This window comes from Vandammella animalimorsus, assembly GCF_002285265.1.
In the GTDB taxonomy this organism is placed as follows: domain Bacteria; phylum Pseudomonadota; class Gammaproteobacteria; order Burkholderiales; family Burkholderiaceae_C; genus Lampropedia.
In genome coordinates, this window is record NZ_NSJB01000001.1 from 298,371 (window position 1) to 312,333 (window position 13,963).

Sequence of the window (13,963 nt, forward strand, 5' to 3'; positions counted from 1 at the left end):
AAGCAACTCACATGGCATCCATCTTGCTCTTCAACGCCAGCAACAGCTCCCAATCCATTCACGACAAGGTGCTCGATGCCGTGCAGCAATTGCTGCAGGCCCAGGGCCAGCAGCCCATCGAGCGCCAAAGCATGCGCGACTACGAGCTGCCCCTGCTGAGCCTGGACCGCGAGCGCGAACAAGGCTACCCCGAGCCGGCCCAGGCCTTCTACGCGCTGTTGGCAGCGCACGAGGCGCTGGCCATTGCCTGCCCGGAGCACAACGGCTCCGTGCCGGCGGCGTTCAAGAACCTGCTGGACTGGACTTCGCGCTACGCCCGCCACCAGCCCAACAAGATGTTCGAGGGCAGGCAGGTGCTGCTGCTGAGCACCTCGGGCGGCGCAAACGGCGGCGCCAGCAACCTGGCCCATCTGGCCAAGCTGCTGCCCTGGCAGGGCGCTGCCAAGGTCGTTACCTGCAGCCTGGGCGGCTTTTACGAGCGCTTCCCCGATGGCCAGCCCAATGAGGCCACGCGCGAGGAGCTGCAGCAGGCCGTGCAGCAATGGCTGGCATGACGTCACTGGCGCGGCTTTGCCGCTGCCAATAAGAAGGGCCCGGGGCAAGGCCGGCACGCATTGCGGCGCCGCCGCGTGCATCTGCGGATTCGGGCGTTCTGCGCCGCCCCTCGCAAATCCCGCCCCGATCCGCAGCGCACACCGGATTTCTGGGCCATGCAAGCCTTCCCCAGCCCAGCACTCGGCATCTGCCCTTCGCAGCCTGTGCCCGCCCATAATGGCCCTGGGAAAGTCTGCACAAGACGGCAGCGCCTACAGGGCCGCTGGCTTCTGTGCAAACCTTTGCCCCCTGGCGGGCCGCGCTGCCGTGGCGCGGCCCGTGTTGCTGTGTTTTTTTGACAGAAAGGTCATGCCATGCCAGCCATGATGAAAGCCGCCGTGTTCGTCGAGCCCGGGCGCATCGAAGTGGTCGATAAACCCATCCCGGACGTGGGCCCCAACGATGCCCTGATCCGCATCACGACCACCACCATCTGCGGCACCGATGTGCACATCCTCAAGGGCGAATACCCGGTCGAGAAGGGCCTGACCGTCGGCCACGAGCCGGTGGGCGTGATCGAAAAGCTCGGCAGCGCCGTCAAGGGCTACCGCGAAGGCCAGCGCGTCATCGCCGGCGCCATCTGCCCGAACTTCAACTCCTACGCCGCGCAGGATGGCGTGCCCTCGCAGGATGGCAGCTACCTCGCAGCTAGCGGCCGCTGCGGCTGCCACGGCTACAAGCTCACCGCCGGTTGGCGTTTTGGCAATTTGATCGACGGCACCCAAGCCGAATACGTGCTGGTGCCCGATGCCGAGGGCAACCTCGCGCCCGTGCCCGACGGCCTGAGCGACGAGCAGGTGCTGATGTGCCCGGACATCATGTCCACCGGCTTTGTCGGCGCCGAGAACGCCAACATCCGCATTGGCGACACCGTGGCCGTGATCGCCCAGGGCCCCATCGGCCTGTGCGCCACGGCTGGCGCGCGCCTGAAGGGCGCCACGACCATCATCGCCATCGACGGCAACGACGAGCGCCTGGCCGTGGCCAAGCGCATGGGCGCGGACGTGACGCTGAACTTCCGCAAACTGGACGTGGTGGAAGAGGTGCTCAAGCTCACTGGCGGGCGCGGCGTGGATTCGGCCATCGAGGCGCTAGGCCTGCAAACCACCTTCGAGCAGGCGCTGCGCATGCTCAAGCCCGGCGGCACGCTCTCCAGCCTGGGCGTGTACTCCGAAGACCTGCGCATTCCATTGGGGCCATTCGGCGCCGGCTTGGGCGACCACAAGATCAACACCGCCCTGTGCCCTGGCGGCAAGGAGCGCATGCGCCGCCTGATGGCGGTGATCGAATCGGGCCGCGTGGATCTCAGCCCGCTGGTGACGCACACGCGCAAGCTCGAAGACATCGCCGAGGCTTACGATCTGTTCATGCACCAGCGCGATGGTGTGCTGAAGATCGCCATCAAGCCCTGACGTCAGCCAGTCAGCAAGTTTGGACGCGCGCTTTGCGGCGCGCGGCGCACAACCAGCAAAGGGCCCGATTCGGGCCCTTTTGGCATGGCAGGCGTGGTGTGAACCTGTGCTTTTGCGCGGGCTTTCAGAGCCTGTTCAAAATCTCGGCGCGAGTGGGCAAGAAGCGGTTTGGGGTGGGCTGCAAGGCGCAAAACGCAGCCATAGCTGGGGCTATGGCGAGGCTTTGCGGGCGCAGCAGAGCGCCCAAATCCGCGCTCTTGACTGCCGTGCAAAGATTTTGAACAGGCTCTCAGAACTCCAGCAGCCGCGCCAGGGCGTGGCGCATGGCGGCCTGGCGGATGGCAGGGCGGTCGCCTTCGAACTGGCAGCGCTGGGCCTGCAAGGTCTGGCCGTTGCCCCAGGCGAACCAGACCGTGCCCACGGGCTTGCCGGGGCTGCCGCCATCGGGGCCGGCGATGCCGGTGATGGCCACGCTCAGCTGGGCCGGGGCATGGGTCAGCGCGCCGTGCGCCATGGCCAGGGCGACGGCCTGGCTGACTGCGCCTTCGCGCTCGATCAAGGCCGCAGGCACGCCCAGCAGTTGCTGCTTGGCGGCGTTGGAGTAGGTCACCAAGCCGCGCTCGAACCAGCGGCTGGAGCCGGGCAGCTCGGTACAGGCCGCGGCCAGCAGGCCGCCGGTGCAGCTCTCGGCCGTGACCAGCATGCGGCCGCTGCGCAGCAGGTGCTCGGCCAGGGCCTGCAGTTGCTCGTGCAAGGTGGGGGCGGTGGCGTCCATGGCGTCGGGCTCGGCTCAGAAGTCAAAACATCAGGGGGCAAAGCCAGCGTCAAACCAGCGTCAAAACCAGTGCACGCCCAGCGCCAGCACCAGCAGGGTGCAGAAGGCGGCGACCAGATCGTCCCACAGGATGCCCCAGGCGCCGCGCCAGCCCTGGCCCTTGAAAGCCCGGTCGGCCCAGCGCACGGGATGGGGCTTGACGATGTCGAAGAAGCGAAACAGCCCGAAGGCCAGCAGTTGCAGCCAGAAGCTGCTGGGGCCCAGCACCCAGAGCACCAGCCAGAAGGCCAGGACTTCGTCCCAGACGATGCAGCCCGGGTCCTCGCTGCCGAGCATGCGGGCGGTGCGCTCGCAGGCCCACCAGCCGATGAGCAGGGCCGCCACGAAGAACCAGGCCAGCAGGGCATCGGGCGCACGCGAGAGCAGCAGCGCATAACTCAGCCAGGCCGCCAACGTGCCCATGGTGCCTGGTGAGATGGGGATGCGCCCGCAGCCCAGGCCCAGCGCAATGGCGCGCGCCAGGCGCGAGTTCAGCTTGTCGCCAAGGGGAAACGAGGAGGCGGTGCGGGACGTGGAAGGCATGACAATAGGCGCCGGAATGTACAGGCCACCGATGGTAGCGGCAAATGCTGCCCGGACTATGTTGCCCGGGCTGCTGGTGCACCATGCGGGCATGGCCCTCTGGCTATGATTTACCGTGTCTCCCCGCCTTGCGGCGCAGGGTGCAGGGAGCGCAGCCACAACAATGATGAAAGGAGTCACAGCAATGAACCAGCACCAGCGCCCTTGGTTGGATGCCTACCCCCCTGGCGTGCCCGCCGAGATTGACCCGGATCAGTACCAGTCGCTCAATCAGCTCATCGACGAGAGCATGCAGAACTTCCGCGACAAGGCCTGCTACAGCTACATGGGCAAGGAGTTCAGCTTTGCCCAGATTGATGCCCAAAGCGCGGCCTTTGCCGCCTACTTGCAGGGCCTGGGGCTGAAAAAGGGCGACCGCGTGGCGGTGATGATGCCCAATGTGGTGCAGTACCCGGTGGCGGTGATCGGCGTGCTGCGCGCCGGGCTGGTGCTGGTCAACGTCAACCCGTTGTACACGGCGCGCGAGCTGGAGCACCAGCTCAATGACTCGGGTGCGACGGCCATCGTCATCATCGAAAACTTCGCGCAAACCCTGCAGCAGTGTCTGACCAAGACGCCCGTCAAGCACATCGTGCTCACCAGCATGGGCGACAGCCTGGGCCTGCTCAAGGGTGCGCTGGTCAATTACGTGGTGCGCAACGTCAAAAAGCTGGTGCCGGCTTTCGATCTGCCCGGTGCGGTGCGCTTCAACGAGGCGTTGCGCATCGGTCAGGGCCGCACGCTGGCGCCGGTGGCCGTGCAGTCCAGCGACATCGCCGTGCTGCAGTACACCGGCGGCACCACTGGCGTGAGCAAAGGCGCCGTGCTCACGCACCGCAACATCATTGCCAACATCCTGCAATCGGCCGTTTGGAACGAGCCGGTCATGGGGCTGATCCCCAAGGAGCAGCAACCCACCCTGGTGTGCGCGCTGCCGCTCTACCACATCTTCGCCTTCACGGTGAACATGATGCTGGGCCTGCGCAACGGTTCGAAGAACATCCTGCTGCCCAACCCGCGCGATCTGGACAGCGTGCTCAAGGAGCTGGCCAAGCACACCTTCCACTCCTTCCCGGCCGTCAACACCTTGTTCAACGGCCTGCTGCACCACCCGGGCTTCAACACCGTGGACTGGAGCAATCTGAAGATGTCCCTGGGCGGCGGCATGGCTGTGCAGGGTGCGGTGGCCAAACTCTGGCTGGAGAAGACCGGCAGCCCGATCTGCGAGGGCTATGGCCTCTCGGAGACCAGCCCCTGCGCGACCTGCAATCCGGTGACCAACCGCGAGTTCAACGGCACCATCGGCCTGCCGCTGCCCAGCACCGAGATCAAGTGCCTGGACGATGAGGGCAATGAAGTGCCGCTGGGCACGCCCGGCGAGATCGCCATCAAGGGCCCGCAGGTCATGCAAGGCTATTGGCAGCGCCCGGACGAGACTGCCAAGGTCATGACCGCCGATGGGTTCTTTCGCTCCGGCGACATCGGCGTCATGAACGAGCAAGGCTATGTGCGCATCGTCGATCGCAAGAAGGACATGGTGTTGGTCAGCGGCTTCAACGTCTTCCCCAACGAGGTCGAGGACGTGATCGCCATGATGCCTGGCGTGCTCGAATGCGCCGTGGTCGGCGTGCCCGACGAGAAAACCGGCGAGGCCATCAAGCTGGTCATCGTCAAGCGCGAGCCCGGCCTGAGCGAGGAGGCTGTGCGCGACTACGCCAAGCACAACCTCACCAACTACAAGCGCCCCAAGCACGTGGAGTTTCGCGATTCTTTGCCCAAGACCCCGGTGGGCAAGATCCTGCGCCGCGAGCTGCGCGACTGACAGCTGCCGCCCGGCGCGGCGATTGCGCAGCCGCCGGGCGTGGCGCGCGGGGGCGGAAAGTGCATAACACGTTCTATGATCGCGCTTTCTTTGTGTCTTTGTGACTTGCACGCGTGACCATGCCCAACCGCACTGCTTATTTCGTCTCCGATGGCACAGGCATTACTGCCGAGGCCTTTGGCAATGCCATCCTGGCGCAGTTCGACCTGAATGTGCGCAAGCAGCGCCTGCCATTCGTCGATACGGTGGACAAGGCCCACCAGGCCATCCGGCAGATCAACCACAGCCTGGAGTTGGAGAACAAAAAGCCCATCGTCTTCACGACGCTGGTCAACCCCGATGTGCAGGCGGTGTTCGCGCAGCACTGCAAGGGCATGGTGATGGACATGTTCGGCAGCTTCGTGCAGCCGCTCGAAGATGAGCTGGGCGCCAAGTCGCACCACCGCGTAGGGCGCTTTACCGACATCAGCAAGAGCAAGGAATACTCCGACCGCATGGAGGCCATCAACTACACGCTGGCGCACGACGATGGCCAGTCCAACATGGACTTGCAAAGCGCTGACGTGATCCTGGTGGGCGTCAGCCGCAGCGGCAAAACGCCTACCAGCCTGTACCTGGCCATGCAGTATGGGCTGAAGGTGGCCAACTACCCGCTGATCCCGGAGGACTTCGAGCGCCAGCAACTGCCGCCGGCGCTGGTGCCGCTGAAGAAGAAGCTCTTTGGCCTGACCATCCAGCCCGAGCGCCTGAGCGAGATCCGCAACGAGCGCCGCCCAGGCTCGCGCTATGCCAGCCTGGCCAATTGCCGCATGGAAGTCAGCGAGGCCGAGAGCATGATGCGCCGCGCCGGCGTGGCCTGGCTTTCGACCACGACCAAATCCATCGAGGAAATCTCCACGACCATCTTGCAGGAGCTGATGCCCGAGCGCCTGGCCGGGCGCTGATGCCCACGGCGCTGCGCTGGCAAGAAAGCCTCAATGCACGGGCGCTTGGGCCTGGCGCCACACAGTCTTGCCGTCGCTGTCCTTGTCGATGCCTTGCAGCACGGCCTCGTGCTCGGCCAGCTCGCGCTCGCTGGCGTTGAGCACCAGCAGCTGCAACTGGCTGAAATCCACGCGCACCTGGCTGTCTTGCTCCGGGCTGTCCTGCTCTTGCACGGTATCTTCGGTCAGCAGCGCGTTCTGCCCGCGCGTGAGATGCAGATAAACCTGGGCCAGCAGCTCCGAATCCAGCAGCGCGCCGTGCAGCGTGCGGTTGGATTTGTCGATCTCGAAGCGGTCGCACAGCGCATCAAGCGAATTGCGCTTGCCGGGGAAGGCTTCGCGCGCCAGCAGCAGGCTGTCGGTGATGGCGCTGACGTAAGTGCTCAGCGCGGGCTTGCCCAGCAGCTTGAGCTCGTTGTCCAGAAAGCCCACGTCGAACGCAGCGTTGTGGATGATGATCTCCGCATCGCGCACGAAGTCCAGGAACTGCTCGACGCATTCGTCAAAGCGCGGTTTGTCGCTGAGGAATTCGCGCGTGATGCCGTGCACGCGCAGCGCATCGGGGTGGCTGTCGCGATCGACCTTGAAGTAATAGTGCAAATGCCGCCCGGTGAGCTGGCGGTTTTGCAGTTCCACGCAGGCCAGTTCGATGACCCGGTCGCCCTCGGCCACCGACAGGCCGGTGGTTTCGGTGTCCATGATGATTTGACGCATAGGCACAATCGCGGCAAAAACCGCCAGCGTAGCACCATCTGCCGCCCCATCGGCGGCAAAATGCGGCGCTTGTGCCATTTCTCTCATCTGCCTTGCCATGACCACAGCTGCCCCTGCCTTGACCGATCCCGCCGCTTTGGCGCACGAATCATCGCTGCACGGCAAACACCTGCTGCTGGGCCTGACGGGCGGGGTGGCCTGCTACAAGGCCGCCGAGCTGTGCCGCTTGCTCATCAAGGCCGGGGCCAGCGTGCAGGTGGTGATGACCGAGGCCGCCTGCGAGTTCATCACCCCCGTGACCATGCAGGCGCTGTCGGGCCGGGCGGTGTATTGCTCGCAGTGGGATGCGCGCCAGCCCAACAACATGGCGCACATCAACCTCAGCCGCGAGGCCGATGCCATGCTGCTGGCGCCGTGCAGCGCCGATTTCATCGCCCGCCTGGCGCAGGGCCGCGCCGATGAATTGCTCAGCCTGATGTGCCTGGCGCGCCCGATCGAGCGGGTGCCGCTGCTGGTGGCCCCGGCGATGAACCGCGAGATGTGGCTGCACCCCAGCACCCAGCGCAATCTGGCGCAGATCGCCCAGGACGGCGCGCTGCTGCTGGGCGTGGGCCACGGCGAGCAGGCCTGCGGTGAGTACGGTGAGGGCCGGATGCTCGAGCCCTGGCAGCTGCTGCAGGAGCTCGCAGCCCACTTCACCCCCAAGGCGCTGGCCGGGCGGCGCGTGCTGGTCACGGCTGGGCCAACGTTTGAGGCCATCGACCCGGTGCGCGGCCTGACCAACCGCTCCAGTGGCAAGATGGGCTACGCCATCGCCCAGGCCGCCTGGGAGGCCGGCGCGCAGGTGACGTTGGTCAGCGGCCCGGTGGCGCTTCAGACGCCCCATGGCGTCTCGCGCATCGACGTGCAATCGGCGCGGCAAATGCTCGATGCCGCCGCCGCCCAGGCGCAAACGGCCGATGTGTTCATCGCCACGGCGGCCGTGGCCGATTGGCGGCCTGCCGAGGTGGCCGAGCAGAAGATCAAAAAGCGCGCCGATGGCGCCATGCCGGCGCTGCAGTTCACCGAGAACCCGGACATCCTCGCCACCATCGCGCGCAGCGACCGCGCGCGCCAGGGCCTGCTGTATTGCGTGGGCTTTGCCGCCGAGAGCGAAGACCTGTTGGCCTACGCCAGCGCCAAGCGCCAGCGCAAGGGCGTGCCCCTGCTGGTGGGCAACATTGGCCCCAATACTTTTGGTCAGGACGACAACACCATCACCCTGTTCGACGAACACGGCCACCAGCGCTTGCCGACGGCCAGTAAGCGCGTGCTGGCGCGGCAGTTGGTGCAGGAAATTGCTCGTCGCCTGCCGCGGGCCATCCAGTGAATTGAATGGCGTGGCGCCTGCCCATGCCCAATGGTGGTCTGCCATGGCCGCTATTGGGCATGGGCAGGCGCTCGGCCACGGCCAGCACACCACGATGAATGCAACGTCCCAGCTCGTAAAGACAGATGTTTTTGAAGCACGTGGACTTTCCCGGACGCACAGGCTTTTCGCTGGCAAAGCCTTGCGCCTTTTTTGCGATGAATGGTTTTTGATATGGAGATTTTGACGACGCGGGCGCAAGTTGTGCCAGGCCTGGAGCCCGGTAGCCCGGCGACCCGCTGGTGGATCGTGGCGCTGTGCTGCGCCATCATGATGGTGGAGGGCTTTGACCTGCTGATCTACAGCAATGCCATCCCGGCGCTGCTGGCCGACGCAGCCATGGGCATGGACAAGGCCCTGGCAGGGCAAGTCGGCAGCATGGTGTTCGTGGGCATGCTGCTGGGCGGCGTGTGCGCCGGCCGCCTGAATCAGGCGCTGGGCCAGAGGCGCGTCATCGCGCTGGGTTTCATCGGCTTTACGCTGACCACGGCCCTGGCGGCCTGGGCCGGCAATGCCTGGCAACTGGGGGCGTTGCGCTTGCTGGCCGGCCTGGGCCTGGGCGTGGTGCTGCCCGCAGCGCTGGCGCTGGCGCGCGCACACAGCCTGCCGCAGCACAGCGCCTTGACGATCAGCATCGTCATGTCGGGCATTGCCCTGGGCGGCATGGCCGCCTCGCTGGCGGCCATGCCCATCGTCGCCCATTGGGGCTGGCGGCCGCTGTTCCTGGCTGGCGGCGCACTGGGCCTGCTGGTGCTGCTGGCGCTCGTGCCCTTGCTGGCGCGGGCCGAGCGCCTGCAACCCACGCCGCAGGCCGGGGCCGCGCCGCAGTCGGCACAACAGCCGGCACAACCATCTGCACCACAGCCGGCGCAGGCGCAGGCCCAGTCCTGGCGCCGCATTCTGGGCGGGGCCAGCCTGGCGGTGCTGGCGCTGGGGACTTTGGCCACGCTGGCCGATTTGCTCACCTGGTACGGCATCACCGTCTGGCTGACGCAGCTGATGCGTGAGTTCGACATGCCATTCAATGGCGCGCTGCAGATGATGTTCACGCTCAACATCGGGGCCATCCTGGGCTCGCTGGGCACGGCCAGCCTGGCCATGCGCCTGGGCACGCGCCCGGTGGCCATGGCGGCAGGCGCACTGGCGGCGCTGTGCCTGCTGGCCATTGCCTCGCGCCAGTTCTCCGGCCAGGCGCTGCTGATCATCGTCGCGCTGCTGGGCATGAGTGCCATCAGCGCCCAGAACCTGGTCAATGCCCTGGTCAGCGATGCCTTTCCTGTGGCCTACCGGGCCGCCGCCATCGGCATGACGCTGGGCCTGGGCCGCCTGGGGGCGGTGATCGCGCCATCGCTGGGCGGCCACATCCTGGCCGCCGGCCATGGGCCCGAGCGCGTGCTGCAGGCGTTTGCGCTGGCCGCTGGCCTGGGCGTGCTGGTGCTGGTGTTTTTCACCCCGGCGCTGTCGCAGCGCAGCGTGGCGCGGCTGCAGTCGCCTGAAGGGCATTGACGTGTGCCCCCGGGCCTGCGGCCGGCCCGAGCAGGCGGCCAGCGCCGATAGAATCCTGTGCATTGCACAATCAATGGAGCCCAGCGCGCATGGCGACCCGCAAGAAATCATCCACCGAGACCGCAGGGCATGGCGACGTGCAGGGGCGCATCGTCAAGAAATACCCCAACCGCCGCCTGTACGACTTGGCGACCTCCACCTACATCACGCTGGCGGACGTCAAGCAACTGGTGATGCAGCGCGAGCCGCTGGTCGTGGTGGACGCCAAGACGGGTGAGAACCTCACGCGCAGCATCCTGCTGCAGATCATCCTGGAGGAAGAAATCGGCGGCAGCCCGATCTTCAGCGAGACCGTGCTGGCGCAGCTGATCCGCTTCTACGGCCATGCCATGCAGGGCTTCATGGGCGCCTACATCGAGAAAACCATTCTGAGCATGGCCGAGATGCAGGCCCAGTGGATGGAGCAAAGCCGCCAGCTCCCGCCCGAGTTCTGGCGGCAATGGCAGGCCTGGGGCCAGCCCGTCATGCCCGGCGTGGTGGAAAACTACACCGAGCAATCGCGCCAGGCCTTTGCGCGCGCGCAGGAGCAAATGCAGGAAAACGTGCGCCAGCAGACGGCGCAGTTCTGGCAGCTCTTTGGCCTCAAGAGCGGTTGAGCGCGGCCCGGCCTGGGTGCGGATGGCTGTCAGCAAAAAGCCAGCGCCCCGGCAGCAGCGCCCAAGACAAAGCGCCCTGGTGGGCGCTTTGTTGGTTTGGGGCGCAAGGGCTGCCGTGCTGTCAGCGCGCGCTGGCCACCTGGGTGCTGGTCAGTGCAATGCGCCGCGCGCCATTGAAGCGCGACTGCCAATAGGCCTTTTCCATGCTCTCCACCCGGATGCGCGAGCCGGCGCGCGGCGAGTGGATGAAGCGCCCCTCGCCAATGTAAATGCCCACGTGGCTGAACTGGCGGCGCATGGTGTTGAAGAACACCAGATCGCCCGGGCGCAGCTCCTTCTTGGCAATGGCCTGGGTGGCGCGGGCCTGCTCGGCAGCCGTGCGCGGCAGGGTATGGCCCAGGGTGCGCTGGAACAGCGACAGCACAAAGCCGCTGCAGTCAAAGCCGCCTTGCAGCGAGCTTTGCCCATACGAATAGGGCTTGCCCAGATAACCCATGGCGGTGACGACCACGTCCGACATCATCAGCGTGTGCGTGTCGATGCGCGGCGCGGCGCTGGCCTGTGGCGCAGGCTGGCCCGGCCACGGAGCGGCAGGGCTGGGGCTGCGGGCCAGCTGGGCCTGGCGCTTGGTGGCGGCCTTGTGGCGCGCAGCGGCCACGCGCTCGCCAAAGCCGCGCGCCAATGGCTTGCTGCGGGCCTGCTGGCCCAGCAGGAACTGGCCCAGAACATCTTGTCTGGGGGCCAAATCGGCGTGGGCAGCCAAGGGGCTGAACAAGGCAGCCAGCAACAAGGCGGCAGGCAGTGGGCGATGGCGGAAAATCATGGTCGTAAGCCTAGCATCAGTTCACAGAAAATCATGAGAAAATTCTTGTAACTTCATGATTTCATGCAAGATTGCAATATTTGACATTGGCGTATCAGAAACAGGGCTTGCATTTGAACACAAATTGTTCCATTTTCAAATAGTGCCCTGGCTTTGCCCCAGCAACCGGCCTTGGCATCTGCGACACCTCTTGCGCAGCGTTGTTTGCCCCGGCGCTGCAGACCCGCGATTGAGCAAAACCGCGCAAGCACGCACAATCGCCGCCCAGGTCGCCAAGCCCTGGCCTGCGCGCCGCTGCATGGCACTGGCTGGCAGGGCCGAGCGAGCGCAACTCACCGACCGCAATACAGATAGGAAAACCACATGCTGATGGACGCACAACAAGCGCAGCTGGTGCTGGTGGACTACCAGACCAAACTCATGCCCGTCATCTTCGAGGCCGAGCAGGTGCTGCAACGGGCCATTCTGCTGGGGCGCCTGGCGGCCTTGTTCGACGTGCCTTGCTGGGGCACGGAGCAAAACCCCCGGCGCCTGGGCCCCAACGATGCGGCCATCCAGAGCCTGTGCCAGAAGACCATCTCGAAGATGCACTTTGGCGCCTGTGCCGAGCCCGATCTGCTGCAACTGCTGCGCCCGCCAGCGCCTGCGGGCAATGCGCGCAGCCTGCCCAAGCACCTGCAAAAAGCGCGCCCCAGCGCGCCGAATCCGCGCGAGCAAATCGTCATTGCCGGCTGCGAAGCCCACGTTTGCCTGCTGCAAACGGCGCTGGGCCTGCTGGAGCAGGACTTCGAGGTCTGGGTCGTCACCGATGCCTGCAGCTCACGCACGGAGCGCAACCGCGATGCAGCCTTCGACCGCCTGGCCGCCGCCGGCGCCGAGCTGGTAAGCGCCGAGATGGTGGCCTTCGAGTGGTGCGGCTCGGCCGAGCATCCCAAGTTCAAGGAGATGCTGGCCCTGGTCAAGTGATGGCCATGGGCCATTGGGGCAGATTTGCGGCAGCCGCTGCAGCGCGGGGCGCAACACTTCTCAAGCCACGTAGCTGGCCAGGCCCTGGTCTGCCGGCCAGGGCTGCCACAGGCCCTCGGGGCTGACTTCGCCGTAGCAGCGCGCCTGCAGGTCGTAGCCCAGGCAGTGGCCCTGGAAGTCGTCGCCCAGCAGCAGCTTGCCGCTGAGGGCGGCCTCGGGGCCGTAGATCTCGTGCGCGGGCACCGGGGCGCTGTAGATCATGCAGCCGCTGGCGCTTTCGCCCCAGCCGGTATCGCGCAGATAGGCCAGGTAATCGGCCGCCAGCCCGGGGTAGGCGCTGGCAATGACGCGCAGCGCGGCTTCGTCCAGACGCACGGTGGGGCTGCTGGGCTGTTCCATGGTGTCAGTACTTGTTCGCGGTTTTTGGCGATCCCCTTAGAGCGTGTTCTGCTCGAACGTTGACAAATCCAAGACCTGGGCGCTGACTGGCATCTCAATCTCGCAGGCGGCTCTCGTCATGCCCGCGAAGGCGGGCATCCAGCGCCGCCCTTGCGCACGAGAGGAGGGGATTGGCCAACGGCAGCGCCGCCCCGTCAGCGTCGCCCCTGTCAGCGTCGCAACTGGACACCCGCCTTCGCGGGTGTGACGAGAACCAGCGGCGCTTGCAGGAAATGTCTTCATCAGAATCGAAAGCGCTTTAGGGTTTGAAAAAAGCGCGGCTTGGGCCTGCCTGCAAGGCGCAGATGGCCCAAGCCGCGCTTTGGGGCTCTCGCAGAGGCTCAGGCCTGCTTTTGCAGCATCTTGATGATGCTGGAGAAATCCTCGCCGCCGTGGCCGCCGATGCTGTGGGCGGCGTAGATGCTGCGGGCCATGGCGCCCAGCGGGGTGCTGGCCTTGGCGGTGACGGCGTTCTCCAGCGCCAGGCCCAGGTCCTTGAGCATCAAGTCGGTGCCGAAGCCGCCGGTGTAGCCGCGTGTGGCGGCCGATGCCTCTTGCACGCCGGGCACGGGGTTGTAGACCTCCAGCGTCCAGTTGCCGCCGGAGCTGCGGCGCATGATTTCAGAGAGCACTTTCGGATCCAGCCCGTTGGCCATGCCCAGCGCCAGCGCCTCGCTGGTGCCGATCATCAAGATGCCCAGCAGCATGTTGTTGCAGATCTTGGCGGTCTGGCCTGCGCCCACGTCGCCGGCGTGGAAGATGTTTTTGCCCATTTTCTCCAGCAGCGGGCGGGCGCGCTCCAGCGCGGCATCGCTGCCGCCGACCATGAAGGTCAGCGTGCCCGCGGCCGCGCCTGCGGTACCGCCGGAGACGGGCGCATCGATGAAATCCACGCCCTTGGCCGCAGCGGCCTTGCCCACTTTGCGGGCGGTGTCGGCGGCGATGGTGCTGCTGTCGATGATGAGCGTGCCCGCAGGCATGTCGGCCAGCAGGCCGGGCTGCTCGGCGGTGCCGATGAACATGCCTTCGACGTGCTGGCTGGCCGGCAGCATGGTGATGACGACCTCGGCGCCTGCGGCGGCTTCTTTCGCGCTGCCTGCGACGCGGATGCCTTGCTCGGCGTGGAACTTCTTGGCCGCTTCGGACAGGTCAAAGCCGCTGACTTCGTGGCCTGCCTTGTGCAGGTTCAAAGCCATGCCGCTGCCCATGTTGCCCAGGCCGATGAATGCGATTTTCATGAGAGTC

Annotated in this window: 14 protein-coding genes; 8 read left to right on the top strand and 6 right to left on the bottom strand. The window is 66.0% G+C overall.

Annotated features, from left to right (window positions below; all coding sequences use genetic code 11):
• The first annotated feature begins 11 nt into the window (after positions 1 to 11).
• Together CK625_RS01240 and CK625_RS01245 are read left to right on the top strand one after the other, a co-directional pair.
• Positions 12 to 554: an NAD(P)H-dependent oxidoreductase gene (locus CK625_RS01240; RefSeq protein ID WP_095538443.1), complete on the top strand. Its 543-nt coding sequence runs from the start codon at positions 12 to 14 to the stop codon at positions 552 to 554.
• Positions 555 to 908: 354 nt separating this feature from the next.
• Positions 909 to 2,006 carry an NAD(P)-dependent alcohol dehydrogenase gene (locus tag CK625_RS01245; RefSeq protein ID WP_095538444.1) on the top strand — a complete coding sequence of 366 codons (1,098 nt, stop codon included), beginning with the start codon at positions 909 to 911 and terminating at the stop codon, positions 2,004 to 2,006.
• Positions 2,007 to 2,295: 289 nt separating this feature from the next.
• Here the strand turns inward: CK625_RS01245 and CK625_RS01250 are convergent, their stop codons facing one another.
• Positions 2,296 to 2,781 carry a CinA family protein gene (locus CK625_RS01250; RefSeq protein ID WP_095538445.1) on the bottom strand — a complete coding sequence of 162 codons (486 nt, stop codon included), beginning with the start codon at positions 2,779 to 2,781 and terminating at the stop codon, positions 2,296 to 2,298.
• A 60-nt stretch (positions 2,782 to 2,841) separates the two neighbouring features.
• Positions 2,842 to 3,363 (bottom strand): phosphatidylglycerophosphatase A family protein, encoded by a 522-nt coding sequence (locus CK625_RS01255; protein WP_095538446.1) that lies wholly within the window; start codon positions 3,361 to 3,363, stop codon positions 2,842 to 2,844.
• 184 nt (positions 3,364 to 3,547) lie between these two features.
• Between CK625_RS01255 and CK625_RS01260 the strand changes: the two genes are divergently transcribed.
• Together CK625_RS01260 and ppsR are read left to right on the top strand one after the other, a co-directional pair.
• A complete protein-coding gene (locus CK625_RS01260) occupies positions 3,548 to 5,224 on the top strand; it encodes a long-chain-fatty-acid--CoA ligase (RefSeq protein WP_095538447.1) in 1,677 nt (558 codons plus the stop codon).
• 119 nt (positions 5,225 to 5,343) lie between these two features.
• Positions 5,344 to 6,168 carry a posphoenolpyruvate synthetase regulatory kinase/phosphorylase PpsR gene (ppsR, locus tag CK625_RS01265; protein WP_095538448.1) on the top strand — a complete coding sequence of 275 codons (825 nt, stop codon included), beginning with the start codon at positions 5,344 to 5,346 and terminating at the stop codon, positions 6,166 to 6,168.
• A 30-nt stretch (positions 6,169 to 6,198) separates the two neighbouring features.
• On the opposite strand, the gene dnaQ is transcribed toward ppsR, so the two are convergent.
• Positions 6,199 to 6,921: a DNA polymerase III subunit epsilon gene (gene dnaQ / locus CK625_RS01270; protein ID WP_095538449.1), complete on the bottom strand. Its 723-nt coding sequence runs from the start codon at positions 6,919 to 6,921 to the stop codon at positions 6,199 to 6,201.
• 97 nt (positions 6,922 to 7,018) lie between these two features.
• Between dnaQ and coaBC the strand changes: the two genes are divergently transcribed.
• The 3 genes from coaBC (at position 7,019) to phaR (ending at position 10,491) form a co-directional block, all read left to right on the top strand.
• A complete protein-coding gene (coaBC, locus tag CK625_RS01275; RefSeq protein WP_095538450.1) occupies positions 7,019 to 8,290 on the top strand; it encodes a bifunctional phosphopantothenoylcysteine decarboxylase/phosphopantothenate--cysteine ligase CoaBC in 1,272 nt (423 codons plus the stop codon).
• 213 nt (positions 8,291 to 8,503) lie between these two features.
• A complete protein-coding gene (locus CK625_RS01280) occupies positions 8,504 to 9,835 on the top strand; it encodes an MFS transporter (protein ID WP_172425049.1) in 1,332 nt (443 codons plus the stop codon).
• 89 nt (positions 9,836 to 9,924) lie between these two features.
• Entirely contained in the window at positions 9,925 to 10,491 is a 567-nt protein-coding gene (gene phaR, locus CK625_RS01285) for a polyhydroxyalkanoate synthesis repressor PhaR (protein WP_095538452.1), read from the top strand.
• 121 nt (positions 10,492 to 10,612) lie between these two features.
• Here phaR and CK625_RS14255 read toward each other — a convergent pair whose 3' ends face one another.
• Positions 10,613 to 11,032 carry a C40 family peptidase gene (locus tag CK625_RS14255; protein WP_429001293.1) on the bottom strand — a complete coding sequence of 140 codons (420 nt, stop codon included), beginning with the start codon at positions 11,030 to 11,032 and terminating at the stop codon, positions 10,613 to 10,615.
• A gap of 645 nt (positions 11,033 to 11,677) precedes the next feature.
• Between CK625_RS14255 and CK625_RS01295 the strand changes: the two genes are divergently transcribed.
• Positions 11,678 to 12,280, top strand: a complete 603-nt coding sequence (locus CK625_RS01295) for an isochorismatase family protein (protein WP_095538453.1) — start codon at positions 11,678 to 11,680, stop codon at positions 12,278 to 12,280.
• A gap of 60 nt (positions 12,281 to 12,340) precedes the next feature.
• On the opposite strand, the gene CK625_RS01300 is transcribed toward CK625_RS01295, so the two are convergent.
• Together CK625_RS01300 and mmsB are read right to left on the bottom strand one after the other, a co-directional pair.
• A complete protein-coding gene (locus CK625_RS01300; RefSeq protein WP_095538454.1) occupies positions 12,341 to 12,679 on the bottom strand; it encodes a hypothetical protein in 339 nt (112 codons plus the stop codon).
• 380 nt (positions 12,680 to 13,059) lie between these two features.
• The gene (gene mmsB, locus CK625_RS01305) at positions 13,060 to 13,956 is read right to left on the bottom strand and encodes a 3-hydroxyisobutyrate dehydrogenase (RefSeq protein WP_095538455.1); all 897 of its coding nucleotides are present in this window, start codon (positions 13,954 to 13,956) and stop codon (positions 13,060 to 13,062) included.
• Between the last annotated feature and the right edge of the window lie 7 nt (positions 13,957 to 13,963).